At 64.6% G+C, this 25,247-nt stretch carries 21 protein-coding genes; 16 read left to right on the top strand and 5 right to left on the bottom strand.

Annotation, left to right across the window (positions count from 1 at the left end):
* Positions 1-154: 154 nt before the first annotated feature.
* From mnmE to rpmH, 5 genes are all read right to left on the bottom strand, one after another.
* Complete coding sequence (gene mnmE / locus ACTJI4_RS16315) at positions 155-1,498, bottom strand: tRNA uridine-5-carboxymethylaminomethyl(34) synthesis GTPase MnmE (RefSeq protein ID WP_392923028.1); 1,344 nt, start codon at positions 1,496-1,498, stop codon at positions 155-157.
* A gap of 3 nt (positions 1,499-1,501) precedes the next feature.
* Complete coding sequence (locus ACTJI4_RS16310; protein ID WP_440869951.1) at positions 1,502-4,180, bottom strand: polysaccharide deacetylase family protein; 2,679 nt, start codon at positions 4,178-4,180, stop codon at positions 1,502-1,504.
* A gap of 122 nt (positions 4,181-4,302) precedes the next feature.
* Entirely contained in the window at positions 4,303-5,994 is a 1,692-nt protein-coding gene (gene yidC, locus ACTJI4_RS16305) for a membrane protein insertase YidC (RefSeq protein ID WP_440869950.1), read from the bottom strand.
* The gene (gene rnpA / locus ACTJI4_RS16300) at positions 5,994-6,482 is read right to left on the bottom strand and encodes a ribonuclease P protein component (RefSeq protein WP_392923035.1); all 489 of its coding nucleotides are present in this window, start codon (positions 6,480-6,482) and stop codon (positions 5,994-5,996) included. Before rnpA ends, yidC begins: the two co-directional genes overlap by 1 nt.
* Before the next feature lie 5 nt (positions 6,483-6,487).
* Entirely contained in the window at positions 6,488-6,628 is a 141-nt protein-coding gene (rpmH, locus tag ACTJI4_RS16295) for a 50S ribosomal protein L34 (RefSeq protein ID WP_006404565.1), read from the bottom strand.
* Positions 6,629-6,881: 253 nt separating this feature from the next.
* Between rpmH and dnaA the strand changes: the two genes are divergently transcribed.
* The 16 genes from dnaA to ACTJI4_RS16215 all read left to right on the top strand — a co-directional run bounded on the left by dnaA (position 6,882) and on the right by ACTJI4_RS16215 (position 25,046).
* The gene (gene dnaA / locus ACTJI4_RS16290; RefSeq protein WP_392923038.1) at positions 6,882-8,216 is read left to right on the top strand and encodes a chromosomal replication initiator protein DnaA; all 1,335 of its coding nucleotides are present in this window, start codon (positions 6,882-6,884) and stop codon (positions 8,214-8,216) included.
* Positions 8,217-8,492: 276 nt separating this feature from the next.
* The gene (gene dnaN / locus ACTJI4_RS16285; protein ID WP_068848019.1) at positions 8,493-9,593 is read left to right on the top strand and encodes a DNA polymerase III subunit beta; all 1,101 of its coding nucleotides are present in this window, start codon (positions 8,493-8,495) and stop codon (positions 9,591-9,593) included.
* A gap of 797 nt (positions 9,594-10,390) precedes the next feature.
* Positions 10,391-11,488 carry a DNA replication/repair protein RecF gene (gene recF, locus ACTJI4_RS16280; RefSeq protein WP_440869949.1) on the top strand — a complete coding sequence of 366 codons (1,098 nt, stop codon included), beginning with the start codon at positions 10,391-10,393 and terminating at the stop codon, positions 11,486-11,488.
* A gap of 110 nt (positions 11,489-11,598) precedes the next feature.
* Entirely contained in the window at positions 11,599-14,058 is a 2,460-nt protein-coding gene (gene gyrB, locus ACTJI4_RS16275; protein WP_392923044.1) for a DNA topoisomerase (ATP-hydrolyzing) subunit B, read from the top strand.
* 73 nt (positions 14,059-14,131) lie between these two features.
* Positions 14,132-14,971 (top strand): CPBP family glutamic-type intramembrane protease, encoded by an 840-nt coding sequence (locus ACTJI4_RS16270; protein WP_440869948.1) that lies wholly within the window; start codon positions 14,132-14,134, stop codon positions 14,969-14,971.
* Positions 14,972-15,040: 69 nt separating this feature from the next.
* Positions 15,041-15,847 (top strand): M48 family metallopeptidase, encoded by an 807-nt coding sequence (locus ACTJI4_RS16265; RefSeq protein WP_392923049.1) that lies wholly within the window; start codon positions 15,041-15,043, stop codon positions 15,845-15,847.
* A gap of 132 nt (positions 15,848-15,979) precedes the next feature.
* Entirely contained in the window at positions 15,980-17,185 is a 1,206-nt protein-coding gene (locus tag ACTJI4_RS16260) for a tetratricopeptide repeat protein (RefSeq protein ID WP_440869947.1), read from the top strand.
* A 145-nt stretch (positions 17,186-17,330) separates the two neighbouring features.
* Positions 17,331-17,999: an energy transducer TonB gene (locus tag ACTJI4_RS16255; RefSeq protein ID WP_440869946.1), complete on the top strand. Its 669-nt coding sequence runs from the start codon at positions 17,331-17,333 to the stop codon at positions 17,997-17,999.
* 83 nt (positions 18,000-18,082) lie between these two features.
* Complete coding sequence (exbB, locus tag ACTJI4_RS16250; RefSeq protein ID WP_392923055.1) at positions 18,083-18,844, top strand: TonB-system energizer ExbB; 762 nt, start codon at positions 18,083-18,085, stop codon at positions 18,842-18,844.
* Positions 18,845-18,901: 57 nt separating this feature from the next.
* Positions 18,902-19,327 (top strand): ExbD/TolR family protein, encoded by a 426-nt coding sequence (locus ACTJI4_RS16245; RefSeq protein ID WP_392923058.1) that lies wholly within the window; start codon positions 18,902-18,904, stop codon positions 19,325-19,327.
* Positions 19,328-19,330: 3 nt separating this feature from the next.
* The gene (locus ACTJI4_RS16240; protein ID WP_068848037.1) at positions 19,331-19,747 is read left to right on the top strand and encodes an ExbD/TolR family protein; all 417 of its coding nucleotides are present in this window, start codon (positions 19,331-19,333) and stop codon (positions 19,745-19,747) included.
* Positions 19,748-19,851: 104 nt separating this feature from the next.
* The gene (cls, locus tag ACTJI4_RS16235; protein WP_440869945.1) at positions 19,852-21,321 is read left to right on the top strand and encodes a cardiolipin synthase; all 1,470 of its coding nucleotides are present in this window, start codon (positions 19,852-19,854) and stop codon (positions 21,319-21,321) included.
* A 62-nt stretch (positions 21,322-21,383) separates the two neighbouring features.
* On the top strand, positions 21,384-21,668 hold the full coding sequence (locus tag ACTJI4_RS16230) for a hypothetical protein (RefSeq protein WP_392923586.1): 285 nt from the start codon (positions 21,384-21,386) through the stop codon (positions 21,666-21,668).
* Positions 21,665-22,408 carry a pyridoxine 5'-phosphate synthase gene (locus tag ACTJI4_RS16225; protein ID WP_392923065.1) on the top strand — a complete coding sequence of 248 codons (744 nt, stop codon included), beginning with the start codon at positions 21,665-21,667 and terminating at the stop codon, positions 22,406-22,408. The genes ACTJI4_RS16230 and ACTJI4_RS16225 overlap by 4 nt, the downstream gene beginning before the upstream one ends.
* A gap of 256 nt (positions 22,409-22,664) precedes the next feature.
* Positions 22,665-23,756, top strand: coding sequence for a PA0069 family radical SAM protein (locus ACTJI4_RS16220; RefSeq protein WP_440869944.1), 1,092 nt, complete (start codon positions 22,665-22,667; stop codon positions 23,754-23,756).
* A gap of 234 nt (positions 23,757-23,990) precedes the next feature.
* On the top strand, positions 23,991-25,046 hold the full coding sequence (locus tag ACTJI4_RS16215; RefSeq protein ID WP_440869943.1) for a hypothetical protein: 1,056 nt from the start codon (positions 23,991-23,993) through the stop codon (positions 25,044-25,046).
* The last annotated feature ends 201 nt before the right edge of the window (positions 25,047-25,247 follow it).

Below are 25,247 nucleotides of genomic sequence, written 5' to 3'. Positions count from 1 at the left end.
CACCGATGGTGCCACGGCCAGTGAGAACAGCAACGCACAACCCCACAACGACTTCGACACTGCAAACCCCTGTTGGTGCCGCCCCGCCGATGCGGCGGGGCCGGATAAGACGTGGCGCATTCTGCCAGTGCGGTGTTACAGCCGGAAGAAGACCTTACTTCCCAATACAGAAGCTCGAGAAGATCCGCCCCAGCAGGTCATCCGCACTCATCCGCCCGGTGATCTCGCCCAGCGCTTCGTGCGCCAGGCGCAGCTCTTCGGCGGCCAACTCCAGGTGTTCATGCACCAGCTCGGCTTCGGCGCGCTCGGCGTGGCCGATGGCAAGGGTGATCGCGTCCACGTGGCGGGCGCGGGCCGAGAACTCGCCCTCCACGCTGTCACCGGCGCTGCCGCTGGCCAGCTCGCGAAGGCGGGTGTGCAGGCGGTCCAGGCCCTGGCCGGTGGCGGCCGAAACGTGCACGACGTTGGCGTCGATGTCGGCCGGCAGCGCCTCCAGCAGGTCGCTCTTGTTGTGGATCCAGAGCTGCAGCGGCACCTCGGCGATGGCGTCGGCCACGGCGGCGTGGCCGGCCTGCGGGTCGCGCGCGTCGAGCACGATGATGGCCAGGTCGGTGCGCTGCATCTCCGCGCGCGCACGGCGCATGCCTTCGCGTTCGATGGCGTCGCCGCCATCGCGCAGGCCCGCGGTGTCGACCAGGGTCAACTCCAGTCCATCAATGCGGATGGTTTCGCGCAGGGTGTCGCGGGTGGTACCGGCAATGTCGGTAACGATGGCGCGCTCACTGCCGGCCAGCGCGTTGAGCAGCGAGCTCTTGCCTGCGTTGGGCGGCCCGACCAGCACGGCGTGCAGGCCATCGCGCAGGCGGCGGCCGCGTTCGGCATCGTCGCGCAGGGTCACCAGCGCGCGCAGCACCTCGCCCAGGCCCAGCCGCACCTGCTCACCGCCCAGCGTATCCAGCGGCTCGTCGGCGAAGTCGATCGCCGCTTCGACATGGATGCGCAGCCGCACCAGCTGCTCGCCGGCCTCGTCCACGCGGCGCGAGAACACGCCGTCCAGTGAACGGCGCGCGGCGCGCGCGGCACGGGTGTCGCTGGCCGCGATCAGGTCGGCGATGGCTTCGGCCTGGGCCAGATCGAGTTTGCCGTTGAGGAAGGCGCGCTCGCTGAACTCGCCGGGCCGCGCCTGTCGCGCGCCCAGCGCGATGCAGCGACCGACCAGCTGCTGCAATACCACCGGGCTGCCGTGGCCCTGCAGCTCCACCACGTCTTCGCCGGTGAAACTGCGCGGATTCGGGAAGTAAAGGGCGATGCCGTCATCCAGCACCTCGCCGGCGGCATCCCGGAAGCGCGCGTAGTGCGCGTGCCGCGGCTGCAGTTGCGGGCAGCCCAGATCCACGGCGATGCGCAGCGCCTGCGGACCGGACACCCGCAGCATGCCCACGCCGCCGGCACCGGGCGCGGTGGCGATGGCAACGATGGTGTCGGTAGCGGCGTTCATGGCTCAGAGCTTCTCCAGCTGCGCACGGGCCTGGGCAGCGCCGCTGCCCTGTGGCTGCAGCGCCAGGTAGGTGGTGTAGGCCTGCTTGGCCTTGGTCTTGTCGCCGGCGTGGAAGTACGCATCGCCCAGGTTGAGGTGGGCCACCGCACGCGACGGGTCGATCTTCAGCGTGTTTTCCAGCCAGCGCGCCGCTTCAGCGTAACGCTGCTGGCGGTAGTAGACGAAGCCGAGGTTGTTGGCCGCCTGGGCGAAATCCGGGCGCAGCTTCAGTGCTTCGGTGAACTGGGCGGCGGCCGCGTCGTAGCGCTTCTCGCGATAAAGCTGCAGACCACGGTCGTTGGCCTGCTGCGCGCGCTGGCGGTCGGAGGTTGGCACGGCCGCAGGCACCACCAGCGTGCTCTTTCCGCCTTGCAGGTCGGCCACGGTCACCGGTCCCTCGCCGGGCGGCTTGGCATCCTGCGCAGCATCCACCCGGTTGTTGAGCGCGATCGCGTCCGGCGAGAGTTGGCTGGTATCGGCATTGAGGTATTCCTGGCTGTCGGGCACCTCGAACACGAACTCGCCGCCCTCCGAACCCGGCAGGCTGCCGAACGCCGGGGTCTGCCGCGATACCGCCGACACCGCCGGTGCGACGTAGGCCGCCAGTTCGGTGCCGGTGATCAGGCCATCACCGTTGAGGTCGCCCTTGCCTGCCAGCGCCTGCAGCAGCACCCAGGTGAACACCGAATGGCCATTGGGGCCGCTGTCGGCCACCTGCTGATCGCTGCCACCGGCAGTGAGCATCTGCCGCGCGCTGCGCTTGGCGTTCTCGCGCAGGAATGCCGACGATGACGGACCGCCCCGGGTCAGGCCCAGGCCGCTATAGCAGGCGTCCATGACGAACATCACGTGCTTGGCCTGCATGCTTTCGGCAATGTTCTGGATGTCGGTCATCGCGATGGCATCGGTGGCGAACTCGTTCGGGTCCGAATCCACCGGAATGATGTAGCCCAGGTCGCGGCCCGACGCCAACCGGCGCGTCGCGCCATGGCCAGCGTAGAACACGAACACGCGGTCGTTGCGGCCGGTGCGGCTGTCGGCCAAGCGGTCGTGGAAGGCGGCCAGGATGTTGTTGCGGGTAGCCTGTCCATCCTTCAGCACGATCACCTGCGCGGACGGAAACTTGAACTGCCCCGTCAACGTATCGGCGATGGCCTGCGCATCATGGCTGGCGTACTCCAGCCGCGGCCACTTGGCGTACTCGTCGATGCCGATCACGATGGCCCACGACTTTTCATAGCCGGTGGTGACGGTGGCGTCGCTGACGGCAGCGCTGCGCGGCCGGCTGACGGTGAACTCGCGGCCATTCCAGCCGGCGAACTGGTAGCCCTCGGCAATCAGGCGGTCCAGGATCTGCGGCAGTGCCTTCACCGCGCGGTCGTGGATGTCGTGGAACAGGATGATGCCGCGCTGCTCCTTCTGCACCTGCCCCAGCACGCGCTGCACGATCGATTCGGGCACCGGGTCGGCCCAGTCCATCGAATCGATGTTCCACATGATCGACTTCAGGCCCGCTTCGTTGAGCAGCTGCAGGCCTTCGGCGTTGCGCGCACCATAGGGGAAGCGGAACAGCGGCGCGCGGCGCTTGTCCACGTCCTTGAGCAGCGTGTCCGTTGCAAGCACCTGCTGGCGCAGTGCCTCGCCGGTGGTGCGCGACAGTTGCGCGTGGGTCAGGCTGTGGTTGCCCACCGCGTAGCCCTGTTCCATCAGGTTGCGACTGATGCCGGCCATCGGGCCCAGTTTCACGCTGCCATCGGCGTGCACTTCGCCCAGGTTGCGGCCCACTTCGAAGAACACGCCGGGTACGTCGTAACGCTTGAGGATGGCCACCACTTCGTCGGTGTAGGCCTTGTGCGGGCCATCGTCGAAGGTGAGCACCACCGTCCTGGGCGGCAGGTCGCGGCCGAAGATCTCGCGGTCGCTGTCCTTCATCGACATCGGATAAGGCTCGATCACGCCGTAATCGCGCAGGATCGCCTCGCGGCTGTACTGCTTGTGCAGGTGGGCCAGGTAGTCGTCCCACTTCTCGCGCTTGAGGGTGATCGCGCGGGTGCGGTCGAAGCGGCTGAAGATGTTGGTGATTTCCTGGTTGTAGTTGCGCTCGATCTCATCGAGCGCGTCCAGGTCCTCGCCCACGCGCTGGTGCAGCTTGACCGCCGGGAGCGAGGAATCGGTGCCGATGCGCGCGTGCAGGTCACGCAGCACTTCGCGGAATGCCAGGCGGTCGGCGTCGTACAGCTCCGGCGCGGATTCAATGTAGTCCAGCACCATGCCCAGGGTGGCAAAGCGCTGCGGGCTGCTCCCGCGCAGCAGCGTATCGAACTGGGTCGCGATGGACTGGCGCTGGTCCAGCCCATCGTGGAACAACTGCTGGCCGATACGGCTGGAGCTGTCGCGATCGCGCGCGGACTGCTGTGCTTCGTCGGCCAGCAGCACGATGATGCGGCGGTGGCCGTCCAGTTGCTTCTGCAACGCGGTGAGCAGCGGCGCGGCCGCGGGGTCGGCGGAGGCTGCGGCCTGCGCACTGGGTTGCGGCGGGGTCGGCGATGCCGGGGCGGCGGGGTCGTTGTTGCCGCAGCTGGCAACGGCCAGGGTCAGCAGCAGCAGGGACGGCAGGCGGAACAACGACGACGCGCGGGGCATGGGGGGCTCGGTGGGTGGTGCGGGGGGTGTGCTGTCGGCGATTGTATCGCTGGCAAAGAAAAACCCGCCGGGTGGCGGGTTTCTCTTCGACAGCCAGACGACCAATGGTCGTCTGCTACCGGTTATTTTTTGGCGGTGGCCGGGACCGGCTCGCCGCCGTGGCGCTTGGTCATCCACCACTGCTGCAGCAGGCCCAGGCCGCCGTTGACCACCCAGTACAGGACCAGGCCGGACGGCATGAAGGCCATCATGACGCCGAAGATCAGCGGCATCATCTGCATCATCTTGGCCTGCATCGGGTCCATGCCCGGGGCCGGGGTCAGCTTCTGGGTGGCCCACATCACCGCCACGTTGATCACCGGCAGGATGAAGTACGGATCGCGTGCGGTCAGGTCCTGGATCCAGCCCAGCCACGGGGCCTGGCGCAGTTCCACCGATTCCACCAGCACCCAGTACAGCGCGAAGAAGATCGGCATCTGGATGAGGATCGGCAGACAGCCGCCCATCGGATTGATCTTTTCCTTCTTGTACAGCTCCATCATCGCGGTCTGGAACTTCTGGCGGTCATCGCCATAGCGTTCCTTCAACTGCTGGATACGCGGCTGGAAGCGGCGCATCTTGGCACCGCTCTTGTACTGCACTGCCGACAACGGATACAGCACCAGCTTCAGCAGCACCACCAGGCCGACGATGGCCCAGCCCCAGTTGTTGACGACCTTGTGGACCTGGTTCAACACCCAGAACAGACCCTGGCCGATCACGGCCATGATCGAGAAGCGGCTGTAATCGACAACGCGATCCAGGCCCGGCACATCTTCCTTGGCGATCTGATTGACCAGCTTCGGGCCCACCCACAGGCGTGCCTCGCTGCTCACCTGCTGGCCCGGGGCCACGGTGAACGCCGGGCCGGTGGCCTGGATCTGGTCGCGGCCATCATGCTGGGACAACGAGTAGTTCGCGGCCTGGTCTTTCTGCGGCACCCACGCAGTGAAGAAGTGGTGCTGCAGCATCGCCACCCAGCCACCGGTGACCTGCTGGTTCAGCGGGCCATCGTCCAGATAATCCTTGAAGGCACGGCGCTGGTACTTGCCGTCCTTGTCGAACCAGGTCGCGCCGTTGAAGCTGAACGAGTCCGGGTTGGTCATGCTGCGCGACAGGATCGTCGGCGTGCGGTCCAGGGTGCGGTACACGTAGCCGCTCCACGGGGTGGTGCCGGCGTTGATCACTTCGTCCTTGACCTTGACCGCGTATTCATTGCGGTTGACGGTGAAGGTACGGCGGATGCTCACGCCGTTCGGGCCATTCCAGACGAACGGGATCTGGAGTTCATTCTGGCCCTTGGCCAGTACGAAGTCCTTGGCATCGCCCACCAGCGTGAAGCCATTGGCTTCCGGCACCGGCATGCTCTTGTCCTGGCTGGTCCAGCCGGTCACGGCGCGGTAAGGGTGGGCGGGGTCTTCGGTCAGCAGGCGGACCGGCGGGCTGCCGTCGTCCTTGGTCTGCGGGAACTGGAGCAGCTCCGCATCCAGCACGGTGCCACCATCAAGCACCAGGCGCAGCACGTCGGTGGTGACGGTCACGCGCGGCGCGCCGGCCTTGGCCTGCGCGGTCGGCTGGGTAGCCGGGGCGCTGCCCGGAGCCTGCGGCACGCTGGCAGCGGGCACGGAGCCCGTTGCCCCCGGCACCGGTGCCTGGGTCTGGGCGGCCACCGGGGCGCTTGGTGCCGGCTGGGCCTTGTCGCTACCCCACTGCATCCACAGCAGGATGGCTACCATCAGCCAGGCAACAATCAGGAAAACGCGGGTCTGGTTCATCAGCGTGCAGGCTCGACGGGGCCGGCAACAGGTGCCGGCTCGGACTGGGAAAGGGGTGCAACCCCGGGCGGCGGCATTGTGCCGTCCGCGCCCGGCATGGGCAATGCGCCCAGCCGGCGCAGCAGGCGCTCAAAGGCCTGGCGGATCTCGGAATTGCTTGCGGTACGAGCGGAACTACGGGCAACGACGACGTAATCGCCGGCAGCCATCCACGGCCGTAGGTGACGTGTGGCGTCGCGCAGCACACGCTTGATACGGTTGCGACCCACGGCTCGGGGGTCGACTTTTCGCGAAACGGCAAGACCCAGCCTGGCCGGCGTGTCGCTCTTCAGCCAGTGCAGGGTCATCAGCGGTTCGGACACACGGCGGGCGCCGTTGAAGACCGTTGTATATTCGGCACGCGTACGAACCCGCGCAGAGCGAGGAAATCGCTTGCGCGGGTCGGAACTGCTCACAGTCAGGATTGCGTCTGCCGCGGGAAGCGGCATTGCAATCAAGCGCTCAGGACTTTACGGCCCTTGGCGCGGCGACGCGACAGGATCTTGCGGCCGTCAGCGGTCTTCATACGGGCACGGAAGCCATGGTCGCGCTTACGCTTGAGGTTGCTGGGTTGGAAAGTGCGCTTGGTGGCCATGCGGGCCTCTATATGAAGGGGACGGAAAGAACCGGAAATTCTATAGACCTACCCCGGGGCGCGTCAAGCCTGTGTCACTACGGGATTTCACCGGCCTGTGCAATAGCTGTGGATCATTTTGTGAATAACTTCGGGACAAGCATTCCCGGCACCCCGCGTCGGTGGTAGTCTGCGCCATCCATTCTTTCCCCTTCCGGCCTGCGGCACGGCGAGTTTCTGCGCCCCAACCGCTGGCCCCAGACGATTATTGCCGATGGATGCCTGGTCCCGTTGTCTCGAACGCCTTGAGGCGGAGTTCCCGCCCGAAGATGTTCACACCTGGTTGAAGCCGCTGCAGGCCGATCTGCGCGCGGACAGCCTGGTGCTTTATGCACCGAACGCCTTCATCGTCGACCAGGTCCGCGAGCTGTACCTGGCCCGGATCAAGGAATTGCTGGCGCACTTCGCCGGTTTTGGCGACGTTTTTCTTGAAATCGGCTCGCGACCGCGGCCCGTGGAGGCGCAGATCGCGCCGATTCCGGGCCATGCTGCGCCCGTTGCGCCGGTCGAGCCGCTGGTGCCGTTCGCCGGCAACCTGGATTCGCACTACACCTTCACCAACTTCGTGGAAGGCCGCAGCAACCAGCTTGGCCTGGCCGCGGCATTCCAGGCGGCGCAGAAACCGGGCGACCGGGCGCACAACCCGCTGTTGCTGTACGGCGGCACGGGCCTGGGCAAGACCCACCTGATGTTCGCCGCCGGCAACGCCATGCGCCAGGCCAACCCGGCCGCCAAGGTGCTGTACCTGCGCTCGGAACAGTTCTTCAGCGCCATGATCCGTGCGTTGCAGGAAAAGACCATGGATCAGTTCAAGCGCCAGTTCCAGCAGGTGGACGCGCTGCTGATCGATGACATCCAGTTCTTTGCCGGCAAGGATCGAACCCAGGAAGAGTTCTTCCACACGTTCAACGCCCTGTTCGACGGCAAGCAGCAGATCATCCTCACCTGTGACCGGTACCCCCGCGAAGTCGAAGGGCTGGAAGCGCGCCTGAAGTCGCGGCTTGCCTGGGGCCTGTCGGTCGCCATCGAGCCACCGGACTTCGAGACGCGCGCGGCGATCGTGTTGGCCAAGGCCCGCGAACGCGGTGCTGAGATTCCCGACGATGTGGCGTTTCTGATTGCCAAGAAGATGCGCTCCAATGTTCGCGACCTCGAAGGTGCGCTCAATACGCTGACCGCCCGTGCCAACTTCACCGGCCGTGCGATCACCACCGACTTCGCCCAGGAAACCCTGCGCGACCTGCTGCGTGCCCAGCAGCAGGCCATCAGCATTCCCAACATCCAGAAAACCGTGGCCGACTACTACGGGCTGCAGATCAAGGATCTGCTGTCCAAGCGTCGGACCCGTTCGCTTGCCCGTCCGCGACAGGTCGCCATGGCCCTGACCAAGGAACTGACCGAGCACAGCCTGCCTGAAATCGGCGATGCCTTTGCGGGTCGTGACCACACCACGGTGCTGCATGCGTGCCGTCAGATCCGGACGTTGATGGAAACCGACGGCAAGTTGCGGGAAGACTGGGACAAGCTGATCCGGAAGTTGAGCGAATGATGCATGCACGCCGCATAGGCGTCATCGCATAAAACGGTGCAAAATCCGGGTGTAAGCGAGGGACAGGCTGTGGATAAGAAACACGTTTGAGTTGGCGGAATTTTTATCCACAGGCTTCCCCACCCCTTGGGGGGTAGTAGTGCAGAGGGTTTCGAGGCCTTAAAAGCCTTAATTTACAAATACTTAGATGTGTTTTCCCGCAATTCTGGCTCTACCATCACCACCAAGCTTTTGATTTATTCCACATCTTTTTAAAGCATAGGGGCACGGAACCACATGCGTTTCACACTGCAGCGCGAAGCCTTTCTCAAGCCGTTGGCACAAGTCGTCAACGTGGTCGAACGCCGCCAGACCTTGCCGGTTCTGGCTAATTTCCTGGTCCAGGTCCAGAACGGGCAGCTGTCGCTGACCGGTACCGACCTGGAAGTGGAGATGGTGTCGCGGATCGCGGTGGATGATGCCCAGGACGGCGAGACCACCATCCCGGCACGCAAACTGTTCGAGATCATCCGCGCCCTGCCCGACGGCAGCCGGATCACCGTCTCGCAGACCGGTGACAAGATCACCGTGCAGGCCGGCCGCAGCCGCTTCACCCTGGCAACGCTCCCGGCCAACGACTTCCCGTCGGTGGACGAGGTGGAAGCGACCGAACGCGTCGCTATTGGCGAAGCCACTCTGAAGGAACTGATCGAACGCACTGCGTTCGCGATGGCCCAGCAGGACGTGCGCTACTACCTCAACGGCCTGCTGTTCGACCTGCGCGGCGATGCGCTGCGCACCGTCGCCACTGACGGCCACCGCCTGGCGCTCTGCGAAACCGACCTGGAAAAGGCCAGTGGCGCCAAGCGCCAGATCATCGTGCCGCGCAAAGGCGTGACCGAGCTGCAGCGACTGCTGGAAAGCGGTGACCGCGAGATCGAGCTGGAAGTCGGCCGCAGCCACGTGCGCGTCAAGCGCGACGATGTGACCTTCACCTCCAAGTTGATTGATGGCCGTTTCCCGGATTACGAGGCTGTGATTCCGATCGGCGCTGATCGCGAAGTGAAGGTCGATCGTGAAGCCCTGCGTGCATCGCTGCAGCGTGCTGCGATTCTGTCCAACGAGAAGTACCGCGGTATTCGCGTGGAGGTCTCGCCGGGCAACCTGAAGATCAGCGCGCACAACCCGGAGCAGGAAGAAGCGCAGGAAGAGATCGAAGCGGATACCACCGTCAGCGATCTGGCCATTGGCTTCAACGTGAATTACCTGCTGGACGCTTTGTCCGCGCTGCGCGATGAACATGTGGTCATCCAGCTGCGCGACTCCAACTCATCGGCGTTGGTGCGCGAAGCCAGCAGCGAGAAGTCGCGTCACGTGGTGATGCCGCTGCGTCTCTGACCGAGGCTTGGTTCCACGTGGAACCGTGGTTACCAGGAAGCCCGGCCAAGTGCCGGGTTTCTTTTTGCGCAAGCGTTCCACGTGGATCCTCCGACGAACCACGCGTGTAGAGCCACGCCCTGTGTGGCTGCTTGTGAGCTTGCTTCTTGGCTCTGCGGTTGCACAAGCCGATCATCTTCGTGGCAGGGATTGGTCGGATTGCACGGCAAGAGCAGCCACGAAGGGCGCGGCTCTACGGGGTTCGCAGAATGCGTTGGTTTGCTGCCTGATTCCCAGCTCTAAGCTTTTAAAAACTGTATATAAATCTAAAGCTAGGTGGTGGTGGTAGCGGCAGATTTGGTTGAAAAGTAGCTTATCTCATTGAATTAAAAGAGGAATCAGGTGCTGAAACCCCCGGTAAAACCCGGTCTGAGCCTGGGGTTCAACCTGTGGATATCTTTCAGGGGTAACCACGGTCTCTTTTTTATCCACAGATTGCACAGAGATTGTGCATAAGTCTTACAGACCCCCTGTGGACAGCGGGAAATCCAACCGGTCAATCTCGCGAGATCTGAGAACGCCTACCCCGCCCCGCCCGTCAGATTTCAAAGAATCGAGCGGGTCACCGCATCGGCCCGCGTGGCCTCCCGTTCCGAAAGCGCGCTAATTCCTTGAAATCTGCGTGGCTGCACCCCTGGTGCTTTCGCAGATTTCAAAGAATTTACGGTGTCTCACAGGTGCGGCGAAATCACCCCGATGCAGTAAGCTGATCGATTCCCCCAACCCATCTGCCGCATCTGCGGCCCAGATCCGATCGCATGTATATCCGTCGTCTATCCCTGCACCAGGTTCGCCGCTTCGACAGCGTGGAACTGGCCCCGCAACCGGGGATCAACCTGATCACGGGCGACAATGGCGCGGGCAAGACCAGCGTGCTTGAGGCCCTGCATGTGATGGCGTATGGCCGCAGTTTCCGCGGTCGCGTGCGCGATGGGCTGGTACGCCAAGGCCAGGAGGCGCTGGATGTGTTCGTTGAATGGGACGAACAGCGGTCAGGTGCGGAATCCGCCACCCGTCGCAAGGCCGGACTGCGCCACAGCGGGCAGGAATGGAAGGGCCGGCTGGATGGAGAGGATGTTGCCCAACTGGGAAACCTCTGCGCTGCCTTGGCGGTGGTGACCTTTGAGCCGGGCAGCCACGCGCTGGTGAGCGGCGGCGGCGAACCACGCCGCCGCTTCCTGGATTGGGGTTTGTTCCACGTGGAACCAGACTTCCTTGCCCTGTGGCGCCGCTATTCGCGGGCCCTGAAGCAGCGCAATGCATTGCTCAAGCAAGGCGGGCACCCGAATGCGCTGGATGCGTGGGACCGCGAGCTGGCAGAAGCCGGTGAGCCGCTCACCACCCGTCGCCAGCATTATCTGGACCGCCTCCAGGACAGAACCATCGGGCTGGCGCAGGATCTGGCCCCGAATCTGGGCATCCAGTCGCTGACCCTGAGTCCGGGCTGGCGCAAACACGAGCTATCGCTCTCAGACGCCCTGCTTCTGGCCCGCGAACGGGATCGGTTGGCCGGCTACACCTCGGTGGGTCCGCACCGGGCCGACTGGAGCGTGGGATTCGCCACGATTCCCGGCCGCGACGCCCTGTCACGCGGCCAAGCCAAGCTCACCGCCCTCACCTGCCTGTTGGCCCAGGCGGAGGATTACGCCGAACAGCGCGGCGAATGGCCGGTGATCGCGCTGGATGACCTCGCGTCGGAGCTTGATCGCACCCATCAGGCGCGGGTACTGGATCGACTACGCGCGGGGCCCGCGCAGATCTTCATCACCGCAACCGAGACCCCCGCCGCGTTGCATAACCGTACCGATATCACCCGGTTCCACGTGGAACATGGCCAGGTCCAGCTTGTGCCATAGTGCCGGCAGGGGCGGAAGCGCCCGGCTGGTATAATTGCTGTTGCAACCCCTTATCCATCGGCGCCCCGCTTCCTGCGGCGGCCCGAACTGCGGAGCCTATGGCAAGCGCAATGACTGAAGAACAGAACACTCCGGCACCTACCGGCAATTACGACGCCAACAGCATCACCGCCCTGGAAGGCCTGGAGGCGGTCCGCAAGCGGCCCGGCATGTACATCGGCGACGTCCATGACGGCACCGGTCTGCACCACATGGTGTTCGAAGTCGTCGACAACTCCATCGACGAAGCGCTGGCAGGCCACGCTGATCACGTCGCGGTGACGATCCATGCCGACGGCTCCGTGTCGGTGTCCGACAACGGCCGCGGCATCCCCACCGGCAAGCACGCGCAGATGAGCCAGAAGCTCGGCCGCGAAGTCTCTGCTGCCGAAGTGGTCATGACCGTGCTGCACGCCGGCGGCAAGTTCGACGACAACAGCTACAAGGTTTCCGGCGGCCTGCACGGCGTCGGCGTCAGCGTGGTCAACGCGTTGTCGCAGAAGCTCACCCTGGACATTTTCCAGAGCGGGTTCCACTTTCACCAGGAATACGCCGATGGTGCAGCTGTCAGCCCGCTGGCGCAGGTGGAAGCCAGCAGCAAGCGCGGTACCACCCTTCGCTTCTGGCCGTCGGTCACCGCGTTCCACGATAACGTCGAGTTCCACTACGAGATCCTGGCGCGCCGCCTGCGCGAACTCTCGTTCCTGAACTCAGGCGTCAAAATCGTTCTGGTCGATGAGCGTGGCGATGGCCGCCGCGACGATTTCCATTACGAAGGCGGCATCCGCAGCTTCGTGGAGCATCTGGCGCAGCTGAAGACCCCCCTGCACCCGAACGTCATTTCGGTTACCGGCGAATCCAACGGCATCACCGTCGAGGTGGCGCTGCAGTGGACCGATTCCTACCAGGAAACGATGTACTGCTTCACCAACAACATCCCGCAGAAGGACGGCGGTACCCACCTTGCCGGCTTCCGCGGCGCGCTTACCCGCGTGCTCAACAACTACATCGAGCAGAACGGCATCGCCAAACAGGCCAAGATCAACCTGACCGGTGATGACATGCGCGAAGGCATGATCGCCGTGCTGTCGGTGAAGGTGCCTGACCCCAGCTTCTCCAGCCAGACCAAGGAAAAGCTGGTCAGCTCGGATGTGCGCCCGGCCGTGGAAAGCGCATTCGGTCAGCGCCTGGAAGAATTCCTGCAGGAAAACCCCAACGAAGCCAAAGCCATCGCCGGCAAGATCGTCGACGCTGCCCGTGCCCGTGAAGCAGCGCGCAAGGCGCGCGACCTGACCCGCCGCAAGGGCGCGCTGGATATCGCCGGCCTGCCCGGCAAGCTCGCCGACTGCCAGGAAAAAGACCCGGCCTTGTCCGAACTGTTCATCGTCGAGGGTGACTCCGCGGGCGGTTCGGCCAAGCAGGGGCGCAACCGCAAGAACCAGGCGGTGCTGCCGCTGCGCGGCAAGATCCTCAACGTGGAACGTGCCCGCTTCGATCGCATGCTGGCCTCTGACCAGGTCGGGACGCTGATCACCGCGCTGGGCACCGGCATCGGCCGCGACGAGTACAACCCGGACAAGCTGCGCTACCACCGCATCATCATCATGACCGACGCCGACGTAGACGGCGCGCACATCCGCACCCTGCTGCTGACGTTCTTCTACCGACAGATGCCGGAGCTGATCGAGCGTGGCCATGTCTACATCGGCCTGCCGCCGCTGTACAAGATCAAGCAGGGAAAGCAGGAGCTCTACCTGAAGGACGACCCTGCGCTGGATGCGTACCTGGCGAGCAATGCGGTGGAAAATGCCTCGTTGATTCCGGCCGAGAACGAACCGGCCATCGAAGGCGTCGCGCTGGAAAAGCTGCTGCTGGCCTACGCTTCGGCGCAGGAAGCGATCGGCCGCAATGCCCATCGCTACGATCGCCAGGTGCTTGAAGCCCTGGTCGATTTCACCCCGATGGACCTGGAGCACCTGCGCAGGGCCGGCGCCGACGAAGGCCTGGCCGCACTGGCCAAGCGCCTCAACCAGGGCAGCCTGGGTTCGCCGCGCTTCAGCCTGGAATTGCAGGAACCCACCGAAGAGCGTCCGGCCGCGCTGCTGGTCACCCGTCGCCACATGGGCGAACAGCTGATCCAGGTGCTGCCGCTGTCGGCCTTCGAGACCGGCGAACTGCGTGCGCTGCACCAGTCCTCACTGCTGCTGCACGGCCTCGTGCGCGAGGGGGCCAAGATCGTACGCGGCGCCAAGTCGTCGGAGATCGGCAGTTTCGCCGATGCCCGCAACTGGCTGCTGGACGAGGCCAAGAAGGGCCGCCAGATCCAGCGCTTCAAGGGCCTGGGCGAAATGAACCCGGAACAGTTGTGGGACACCACCGTGAACCCCGACACGCGCCGGCTGCTGCAGGTGCGCATCGAGGACGCCGTGGCGGCCGACCAGATCTTCAGCACCCTGATGGGAGACGTGGTGGAGCCGCGCCGCGATTTCATCGAAGACAACGCGCTGCGGGTCGCCAACCTGGATATCTGACACAATCGGCTCAGGGCCGGCCGGTTGCGACCTGCAACCGGCCCGGCCACCGCCTATTGCTGCCAGGAACCCGATGTCCGCCACCGTCCCGGCGTCCACCACGCCTCCGCTGCCGCCCGCCCTGCCCAAGGCGCCCCAACGGAAACCCGCTTCGCCCGTTGCGGGATTCCTGATCGATCTGGGTATCGCCACCCTCGCCCTGCTTGGGCTCAGCATGGCCAGCGGCCTGCTCTGGGGTCTTTACCGGGCCGTGATCGTGGTCCGCGACACCGGCGCGCAGGCCGCCGAAGCGCTTGCCCAGCAGGTGGGCCAACCCGGCGCGCTCGCACAGATTCTGATGGCCGTGTTCGCCACTGGCGGCGCTGCCGTATTCCTGTATTTCCTCCGGCGCCGCGCCGACGCGGCCGAACGCCGCGCCTCGTTCGAGGCTGCCCTGCGGCCCTCGACATGGGGCTGGACCGCGGTGGTTGCCGTGGCCGTGATCATCGGCAGCAACGGCGTCGCATGGTTGGCGCGTCAGGCCGGCATCGAACCGGTACCCACCAACCTTGCCCTGATGGAACAGGCGTTGGCCCGCTTCCCATGGTTCCTGGCCCTGTTCGCCATCGTGCTGGCCCCGGCCTACGAAGAACTGCTGTTCCGCCGCGTACTGTTCGGCCGCCTGTGGCAGGCCGGTCGCCCGTGGCTGGGCATGCTGCTCAGCAGCCTGGCGTTCGCGCTGGTCCACGAAGTGCCTGGGACCAGCGCCAACGGCCCCTGGGAAATTGCCCAGTTGTGGCTGGTGTACGGCGGCATGGGCGCTGCGTTCGCGTGGCTGTACCAGCGCACCGGCACCTTGTGGGCACCGATCGTGGCGCATGCGTTGAACAATGCCATTGCCCTGGCCGCACTGGTGTTCCTGGGGTTGCACTAACCCTGCCGGTTTGACAAAACCTTACATTCCGCCCGCCACACTGCAGATATGAACACGGGAGTCCCCGCCTTGAAACCCTTGCTGCTCGGACTTGTCATCACCTTGGCGCTCAGCGCCTGTGCCACCACCACCTCGCCCACCGGGCGCAAGCAGATGGTGGGCGGCGTCTCGCAGGCCGAGCTGGACCAGCTCGGCGCACAGGCGTTTGCCGAAACCAAGAAGAAGCAGAAGATCAGCAGCGACGGCCGTCAGAACGGTTACGTGCAGTGCGTGGTCAATGCGCTGGTGGCCCAGCTGCCGCCGCAGTACCGTGGCGTACGGTGGGAGACCGCCGTGTTCGTCGACGCCGAACCGAATGCCTTCGCGTTGCCCGGTGGCAAGGTCGGGGTGAACACCGGCATCTTTACCGTGGCCAAGAACCAGGACCAGCTGGCCGCCGTGATCGGGCATGAGATCGGTCATGTCATTTCGCGCCACCACGAAGAGCGTCTCACCCGCCAGATGGGCGCCCAGACCGGCCTGGCCGTGCTTGGCGCGCTGGCCGGCGCGGCGTACGGCGAGGGCGCGGCCAGCACGGTCAACCAGCTCGGCGGTGCCGGCGCGCAGGCAGCCTTCCTGTTGCCCGGTTCGCGTACCCAGGAAAGCGAAGCCGACGTGGTCGGTCAGCGGCTGATGGCCGAGGCGGGCTTCGACCCGGCCCAGGCCGTCAACCTGTGGCAGAACATGATGGCCGCCAGCGGTGGGCGTTCCCCGCAGTGGCTGTCCACCCACCCCGATCCAGCCAACCGGATCCGGGAGCTGCAACGCGACGCCCCCGCACTCACCGGTGTATTCCAGCAGGCCCAAGCCGCTGGACGGCGCCCGAAGTGTGGGTGATTCGACCAAAGGATGCTGTATTGCAGCATCGGAAACGATTTCTCACGCCATCGGTTTCTGATACGTTTGGCGGCTCAGATTTTTCTGACAGTCCGTTTTGATGCCGCCACGGCGGTTCGATCGAGGTGAAAGATGATTTTCCGCAACCACAAGCAAGCCGTGCTTTCCGTCCTCATCGCAACCGCCATCGGTGGCGTTGTGGTCACTGACGCCGTCGCCCAGACCCGCTCCACCGATCGCAGCGATCGCCGTGGTGGCAAGAAGGACCAGGCCAAGGCCGAAGCGCTGTACCCGCAGGCCACCCGTGCCGAGCCGGACATCAAGGCGTCGCCGAAGCTGGGCAAGCAGCTGCAGAAGATGATCGACAGCTACAACGATCAGAAGTTCCCCGAGACGCTGTCGGCGGCCAATGAAATCCTGGGCAACAGTGCCGCCAATGCGTACGACAAGTCGCTGGCCGCACAGCTGGCATCGCAGGCCGCGTACAACACCGACGACAACGCCTCTGCGAAGAAGTACCTGCAGCAGGTGCTGGAATTCAACGGCCTGGACAACAACGGCCACTTCCAGTCGATGCTGATGCTGGGCCAGCTGCAGATCCAGGACGACCAGCTCGCCGAGGGCCTGGCCACCCTGGACAAGTACTTTGCTGAAACCAAGTCGACCAAGCCGGAAGAGCTGATCATCAAGGGCCAGGCCCTGTACCAGCTGGAGCGTTACCCGGAAGCGGTGCCGGTGATTCAGCAGGCCATCGCAGGCGCCACCGAGCCGAAGGACAACTGGAACCAGCTGCTGATGGCGGCCCTGTCCGAATCGGGCCAGAGCGGCGAAGCGGTAAAGCAGGCCGAAGCCCTGGCAGCCAAGAATCCGGCTGACAAGAAGGCCCAGATGAATCTGGCCAGCATGTACCTGCAGGCCGATCAGATGGACAAGGCCGGTGCGGTCATGGACAAGCTCTTCAAGGGCGGCCAGTTGACCGAGGAACGCGAGTACAAGCAGGCCTACTCGATCTATGCCAACTCGGACAAGAAGGAAGCCGAGGTCATCGCCGTGATCAACGACGGCCTGCAGAAGGGCATCCTGAAGCCGGACGATTACCAGGCGCAGCTCGCTCTGGCCCAGGCGTACTACTACTCCGAACCCGCACAGACGGACAAGGCGATCGAAGCGTGGCAGAAGGCCGCCCCGCTTTCCAAGGACGGTGAAACCTACTTGAACCTGGCACGTGTCTTGCATTCGGAAGGTCGCATTCCGGAGGCCAAGACGGCCGCCCAGCAGGCGCTGGCGAAGGGTGTGAAGAACCAGGCGGATGCCAAGAAAATCATCAACCTGAAGTAAGTAGGAATAACGCCTGAACGCCTGCGTGAGTGATGCGCAGGCGCTCAGGATTGGTATAAGCTTGGAGGTTCCTGCGGTGTCATGCACCGCTGATCATGGGCTATCTGTCCCCAGGTACCCGGCCCCACTAATGAGCTCTTGGCGCATGACGGAACAACTAGTCGTTCACAGGTACGAACAACGCGATGACACCGGCCTCAGCTGGCCGCGCATCGTGGGTATCGCCTTTGTAATCGCATTGCATCTCGCCGCCTTGATGCTGCTCCTCATTCCTGCCGTGGCCCCCAAGGCCGTGGCGGAGAAGGAACGCAACATCATGGTGACCCTGGTCGACGCTCCGCCGCCGCCCCCACCGCCGCCGCCGCCGCCGCCGCCGACTGAAACGCCGCCGCCGCCGGTCAAGAACCTGTCGCCGCCCAAGCCCTCGCCGGTGCCGCCGCCGCCGCAGGCCCCGGTGATCGACGTGCCGGAACCGCGTCCGAACGACATCGTCACGCCGCCGAGTCCGCCGAGCCCGCCGCAGCCGCCGAGTTCCATCGAGGCCAGCGTCGATATCTCGTCCAAGGCCATGAATCCCCCGCGTTACCCGCCGGCCGCGTTCCGCGCAGGTATCCAGGGTGAAGTGATCCTGATCATTGATGTCGATGCCAACGGCAACGTCACCAATGTGTCGGTCGAAAAGTCCAGCCGTAACCGCGATCTGGACCGTGCCGCGATGGAAGCCGCCCGTAAATGGCGCTTCAACGCAGCCGAATCGGGCGGGAAGAAAGCTGCAGGTCGCGTCCGCGTCCCGGTCAACTTTGCGCTGAATTGATGGGCCGGGTGGCCGCCGGCCACCTACCTGTCACTTGAACCTAGCTACAACATTCATCACCACACACAACAAAGGTAAGCGTCATGCTGCAGGAACTCTTCATCGCCGCTGCTGCCGGGGGCAACCCGTCGAATGCCCTCTCGCAGATGGGCTTCGAGCATCTGATCCACGAAATGACCTCCAAGCCGGGTGACTTCGCCGTCTCCTGGGTCGTGCTTCTGACCCTGGTGATCATGTCGGCCATGTCCTGGTACTGGACCGTCATCAACATCTTCCGTGCTGCTCGCCTGAAGGGTGCTGCCGACAAGGTCGTGAGCCTGTTCTGGGATACCCCGAACGCACAGGACGCCATCCGCGCCATGGAAGAACAGCCGGCCTCCGAGCCGTTCTCCAAGATCGCACTGGACGCTGCCCAGGCTGCTGCCCACCACCAGCGTGCCGAAGGCGGCGCCACCGGTGGCCTGGGTGAAAACCTGAGCCGTTCGGAGTTCGTCGACCGCGCCCTGCGTCAGGCCGTGACCCGCGAAAGCAACAACCTGCAGTCGGGCATGACCCTGCTGGCCACCGTCGGTGCAACCGCTCCGTTCGTCGGTCTGCTCGGTACCGTGTGGGGCATCTACGGCGCGCTGATCAAGATCGGTGCAACCGGTTCGGCCTCCATCGACGCCGTTGCCGGCCCGGTGGGTGAAGCCCTGATCATGACCGCCATCGGTCTGTTCGTGGCAATCCCGGCCGTGTTCGCCTTCAACTTCTTCAGCAAGATCAACAGCGCCACGATCAGCAAGTTCGATACGTTCGCTCACGACCTGCACGACTTCTTCGCCACCGGTTCGCGCGTCCGCTAATTGCGACGCGCTGTACCCAGCGAGAACGTAGTCAACACGATCTAGACGGAGCCCGTTATGGCTTTCAGTAGTGGTAACAGCGGCGGCCCCATGGCCGACATCAACGTTACGCCCCTCGTGGACGTGATGCTGGTGCTGCTGATCATCTTCATCATCACGGCGCCCCTGATGTCCCATAAGGTCAAAGTCGACCTGCCTGAGGCCAACCTGGTGCAGAAGCCGGAAGATGCGGCTGATCGCAAGGGCCCCATCACCCTGGCGGTGAAGGAAGACGGCTCGATTTACTGGAACGACGAAGAAATCGACAAGCAGACTCTCGAGTCGCGCCTGGCGACCGCCGCCCAGCAGACCCCCCAGCCCCCGCTCAATCTGCGTGGTGACCGCACCACCAAGATGCGCGTCATCAACGAGATGACCAAGATCGCGCAGGAGCAGGGCATGCTCGACGTTGGCTTCGTGGCCACCAAAGAGAAGGGGCAGTAAGCCATGGCATTCAGTTCTGGTGGTGGCAAGGGCCCAATGGCCGACATCAACGTTACGCCCCTCGTGGACGTGATGCTGGTGCTGTTGATCATCTTCATCGTTACCGCGCCGATCATGACGTACCCGATCGCCGTGGACCTGCCGCAGCGCGTGCTCAACCCACCGCCGCAGCTGGTCGAACCGCCGCCGCCGATCGAGCTGCGGATCGACGCCAGCAACCAGGTGTTCTGGAACAACAGCCCGGTTGCAACGGCTGAGCTCCAGCAGCGTATGGAACAGGAAGTGCAGCGTGACCCGACCAACCAGCCCGAGCTGCGCATCGACGCCAGCCCGGACTCCGAGTACGACGTGATGGCCAAGGTTCTGGCCGCCGCGAAGAACGCGCAGATGAAGAAGATCGGGTTCCAGCAGCAGCAGTAATACGCAAGACCCAAGTCATGACGCGACTGGAAAGCGCCCCTGGTAACAGGGGCGCTTTTTTTCATTCCATGCCCTGAACGCCGTTGTCCGGCTATGATCCGCGCATGATCGCCACCTACCCCGCCCTTGCCGACTGGCTCCACTGGCTGGATGCCGTCCCGCATCTGCGTCCGCTGCTCATCGCCGCCTACGTGCTGTACCTGTTGTGGCTGATCGGCTGGATCATGCTGCAGAAGCGCGAACCGGTGGCTACCCTCAGCTGGATTCTTTCGCTGGCTGCGCTGCCCTACCTTGGCCTGTTCGTGTACTACCTGCTGGGCCCACAGAAGGTGAAGCGACAGCGCCTGAGGCGTGGCCGCGCGCGCTCCGGCATGGAGCACTACAACAGCGTGTGCCCGCCGGATGCGGACTGTACGGAGCTGGCCAAGATCGCCCAGGCAACCACTGGCCTGGCGCCCAGTTCGGCCACCGAAGTGGAGTGGCTGGTGGACGGCGCACAAACCTATGCCGCGCTGTTGAAGGCCGTTTCCCAGGCACGTGACCACCTCCACGTGGAGTACTACATCTTCAATCCCGACCACGCTGGCACCGCGCTGCGCGATGCCCTGGTCGAGCGAGCCCGTGACGGGGTGCGCGTGCGCCTGCTGCTGGATGCGGTGGGGTCTGCCGGCATCCGCAAGGCCTTCCTCAAACCTCTGCGGGACGCTGGCGCGGAAGTGGCGTGGTTCCATCCCAGGCAGCTGCTCAAACCCTTCAAGCGTCCTTGGATGAACATGCGCACCCACCGCAAGCTGGTGGTGATCGACGGCCGTGTAGCCTTCACCGGTGGCATCAACATCACCGACGAAGAAGACGAAAGCCGCCGGCCCGATGCCTACCGCGACCTGCACATGCGCCTGGAGGGCAATGTGGTGCGCAGCCTGCAGCTGGTCTTCATCGAAGACTGGATCTACGCCACCGGTGAACCCAAAGAGCGCTTCAACATCGCCCAGCTGTGGCCCAGCGACATGCCCAGCCGCAAGGATGGCAGCATCAACGCGCAGGTGCTGGTATCCGGCCCGGATTCGTCATGGGAAACCATCCATCGCCTGCAGGTTGCCGCCATCCATGAAGCGCGCGAACGCGTGTGGCTGGTCACGCCCTACTTCGTGCCCGGTGAAGCCGCACGCATGGCGCTCACCTCTGCTGCACTCGGCGGCCTGGACGTGCGCCTGCTGGTGCCGAAGATGAGCGACTCCTGGTTCGTCACCCAGGCCGCACGCTCGTACTTCGACGAACTGCTGCAGGCGGGCGTCAAGATCTACGAGTACGGGCCGCGCATGCTGCACACCAAGGCCTTCATCGCCGACCACGACGTGTGCATTGCCGGCAGCGCAAACTTTGACCATCGCAGCTTCCGGCTCAACTTCGAGCTTTCCATGATGATCAGCGACGAAGCCTGCGTGGCCGAGCTGGAGAAGATCCTGGCCGCAGAATTCGCCGCCGCCAGCCCGGTCCGGGACGACCGGCGCCGCTCGTTGTGGCTGCACCGGGTGCCCGAGGCGTTCGCGCGCCTGGCTTCGCCGCTGTTGTAACGGTCACGTGGAACCGCCCCTACCCCAGCGCTACACTGCGCAGGCCAACGGGGAGAATGACAATGTATTGGCTGTTCCTGCTGCTGTCGCTGGGCTGTTTTGCCTTTGCCATGAAGACGCCGTCCACCGGCCTGATGATGCTGTGGCTCGCCGGTGCCCTGCTGTTCCTGCTGGCGTGGATACGCGGGCGCTACGTCGCCGCCTTTGGCGATGGACAACGCGATGCCGGCAGCCAGCACGACATCTACAACGCGATCGACCCCGCCGAGCTGCGCCGGCTGCGTGAGCAGGCCCAGGCCCGGCGCGAGGCCGACCGCGACCCGAATGACCTTCCCCCGAGCCTATGACCCACCTCAGCGTCAACGTGAACAAGATCGCCGTCCTGCGCAATTCGCGCGGCGGCCAGGACCCTGATGTACTGCAGGCGGCCACCGCCTGTTTGGACGCCGGTGCCCACGGCGTCACCGTACACCCGCGCCCCGACCGCCGGCACATCCACGCCGAGGACGTGCTCGCTCTTTCCGCGCTGACCACCGCACGCGGCGTGGAGTTCAACATCGAAGGCAACCCGTTCGCCCCGCCGCGCCCGGGTTACCCGGGGCTGCTGCCGCTGTGCGCGCAGACCCGCCCGGCCCAGGCCACCCTGGTGCCCGACAGTGATGGCCAGCTCACCTCCGACCACGGGTTCGATTTCAGCCGCGACGCCGAACGGCTGCGCCCGCTGATCGCGGAGCTGAAAAGCTACGGCTGCCGGGTCAGCCTGTTCGTGGACGCCGGCAACCCTGACCTGGCCCAGGCGGCCGCGATCGGCGCCGACCGCATCGAGCTCTACACCGGCCCCTATGCCGAAGCGCACGCTGCAGGCGACGCCACGGTGATGCTGGCCTTGTTCGCCGACGCCGCCCGCCGCGCGCAGGCCGCCGGCCTAGGGGTCAACGCCGGCCACGATCTTTCCCAGGAAAATCTCCGCGATTTCCTGCAAACAGTCCCGAACGTCCTCGAAGTCTCGATCGGCCACGCCCTGATCAGCGAAGCCCTGTACGTCGGGCTGGACGCAACGGTAAAGGGCTACCTCGCCCTCATTTGACGGATTCCACGCAAACGTAGATCCGGGCCCTGCCCGGATGCTCTTCGCTGGCATCCAACTGCGCTGAAGAATCCCCTGTGGATAACCCTGGGGAACAAACCCAAACGATTCAGCCCAAACCCAACAGGGCTGCGGATTCCGCTTCCCTCCGGTCCTGTGGTTAGCAATACTACTAATCCATGCGCACCGCTCCACCCACCCCCGCGCTCCACACAACGTCTCAACCCCTGAGACGTCTCGCCGGTAGCCTCTGAAGATGGGTATCGCAATCAAAGGCCGTGGTTCCACCACGCATCTCGCCGGCCGTTTCGAAGTCACGGTCAGCGAAGCCATGGACGACGGCTGGGAACCGGAAACCAGCGAAGAATTCGCCACCCCGCGCCTGCGCACCGAAGTGCGCGCCGAAACCGCGCGCAGCATCATCAGCCGCAACAGATCGCCCGACGTGGGTTTCAGCCAATCAGTGAATCCCTACCGAGGCTGCGAGCACGGCTGCTCGTACTGCTTCGCGCGCCCCTCGCACGCCTTCCTCAATCTGTCGCCGGGCCTGGACTTCGAAACCAAGCTGTTCGCCAAGACCAACGCCCCGCAGCTGCTGCGCAAGGAACTCTCGCGGCCCGCCTACACCCCGCAACCGATTGCCCTGGGCATCAACACCGACGCCTACCAGCCGATCGAACGCAAGCTCAAGCTCACCCGCCAGCTGATCGAAGTGATGCTGGACACCCAGCACCCGTTCTCGCTCATTACCAAGAACGCATTGGTGGAGCGCGATATCGATCTGCTTGCGCCGCTGGCGGAGAAGAACCTGGTCAGCGTGCACTTCTCGGTGACCTCGCTGGACCCGCATCTGTCGGCGCGCCTTGAGCCGCGCGCATCGGCCCCGCATGCGCGGCTGCGTGCCATGCGTCGCCTGCACGACGCCGGCATTCCGGTGGGCGTGATGGTGGCCCCGGTGATTCCCTGGATCAACGATGCGGAACTGGAAGCGGTGCTCGAAGCATCGCGCGACGCCGGCGCCAGCACCGCCGGTTACGTGCTGCTGCGCCTCCCGTTGGAAGTGGCCCCGCTGTTCCGCGACTGGCTCGATACGCATCACCCAGACCGCGCCGCGCACGTGATGAGCACCATCAACCAGCTGCGTGGCGGCAAGGACTACAACAGCGAATTCGGCACCCGCATGCGCGGCGAAGGTGTCTACGCCGATTTGCTTTCCAGCCGCTTCAAGCTCGCTCGCAAGCGCCTTGGCTTCGATGCGCAGAACAGCCATTGGCCAAAGCTCGACTGCACGAAGTTCGTGCGGCCGCTGCCGCCGCGCGAAGACTCCCCGCAGGGCTCCCTGTTCTAGCCCGAGGCAGCAACGGCGGGTAGGGTCGCTTCCCAAACGACCGCCGATAACGTGGGTTGATGCAGTAGCGCATGAACTGAAAACGGAGAAACGCACGCAGAAGCCGTCACCGCTGACGCGCAAAGCAGCCACGCATACAACGCGTGAAACTTCATGTCTCGCCGATTTCACCACCGTTCGCGCAGCCTCTGATGGCCAGCTGCAGCTGCAGCATTCCAAAAGAGCGCGATATCCATGAACACCCGAGTTGATTACCCCGATCGAGGCGCCCTCGGGCCCGACATCGCCGTCGTGAGTGAAACATCCGTCATCGAACCTGCACCCGAAAGCGCGGTGTCCTGGGGCGCGATCCTTGCTGGTGCCATCGCCGCCGCCGCGCTGTCGCTGGTCCTGCTGATCCTCGGCGTTGGCCTCGGCCTGTCCTCGGTATCGCCGTGGGCGTTTGATGGCGTCTCCAAGGAAACTTTCGGCTGGGGCAGCATCGCCTGGCTGACCTTTACCGCGCTGGCCGCCTCCGGGCTCGGCGGCTACCTGGCCGGCCGCCTGCGCACCAAGTGGACCCGCCTGCACGGCGATGAAACCTACTTCCGCGATACCGCCCACGGCTTCGTGTCCTGGGCCGTCGCCACTCTGCTCACCGCCGGCCTGCTGACCTCGGCCATTGGCGGCGTGCTCGGCACCGGCGTCAAAGCGGTCGGCGCAACTGCAGGTGCTGCAGCATCCACCGCCGGTGTGGCCGCCGCAGGCGCCGGCACCGCTGTCGCAGGTTCGGACCAGGGCGACCTGAACTACTGGGTCGATTCGCTGTTCCGCAGTGGAAGCATGCCGGCACCCATGCCCGGCCAGGCGCCGGCCGATCCTGCCGCGCCGGTCGATCCGTCGGCGATGGTTCCGGGCGTTGGCCCTGCCAACGGTGTGCCGCCGCGCCCGCTGCCGCCGCAGGGCCCGCGCCCAAGCGGCGACCGCCGTGAAGTACGTGCCGAGGTGAACCGCATCATCGTCACCAGCCTGCAGTCCGAAGGCCTGAACCCGGCAGACAAGCAGTACCTGGCCCAGGTGATCTCCCGCGAGACCGGCATGAGCCAGGCGGAAGCAGAAGCGCGTGTCACCGAGACCCAGACCCGCATGCGCGCGGCGCTGGAAGACGCAAAGAACAAGGCCAAGGAAGTAGCCGACGATGCGCGCAAGGCCACGGCGTACGCGGCGCTGTGGCTGTTCATCACGCTGCTGATCGGTGCCTTCTTCGCCAGCCTCAGCGCCACGTGGGGCGGCCGTCGCCGCGACCCGTAACTTCCCAATCGAACAAGGAGACTTCCCATGAAGACCCTGCTGCTCTGGGCACTCGGCGTGCCGATCCCGCTGTTGATTCTCTACGCGATCTTCTTCTGAGCATCGTAACCTTGTAGACCATCAGGCCGCCATTGGGCGGCCTGATGCGTTGCGCAGTAAACTTGCTCTGGAAGTAGAACCCCACAGCGCAAATGGAATGCC

Source organism: Stenotrophomonas sp. 22385 (assembly GCF_052045085.1).
In the GTDB taxonomy this organism is placed as follows: domain Bacteria; phylum Pseudomonadota; class Gammaproteobacteria; order Xanthomonadales; family Xanthomonadaceae; genus Stenotrophomonas.
This window is presented reverse-complemented; position numbering and strand designations above follow the sequence as displayed.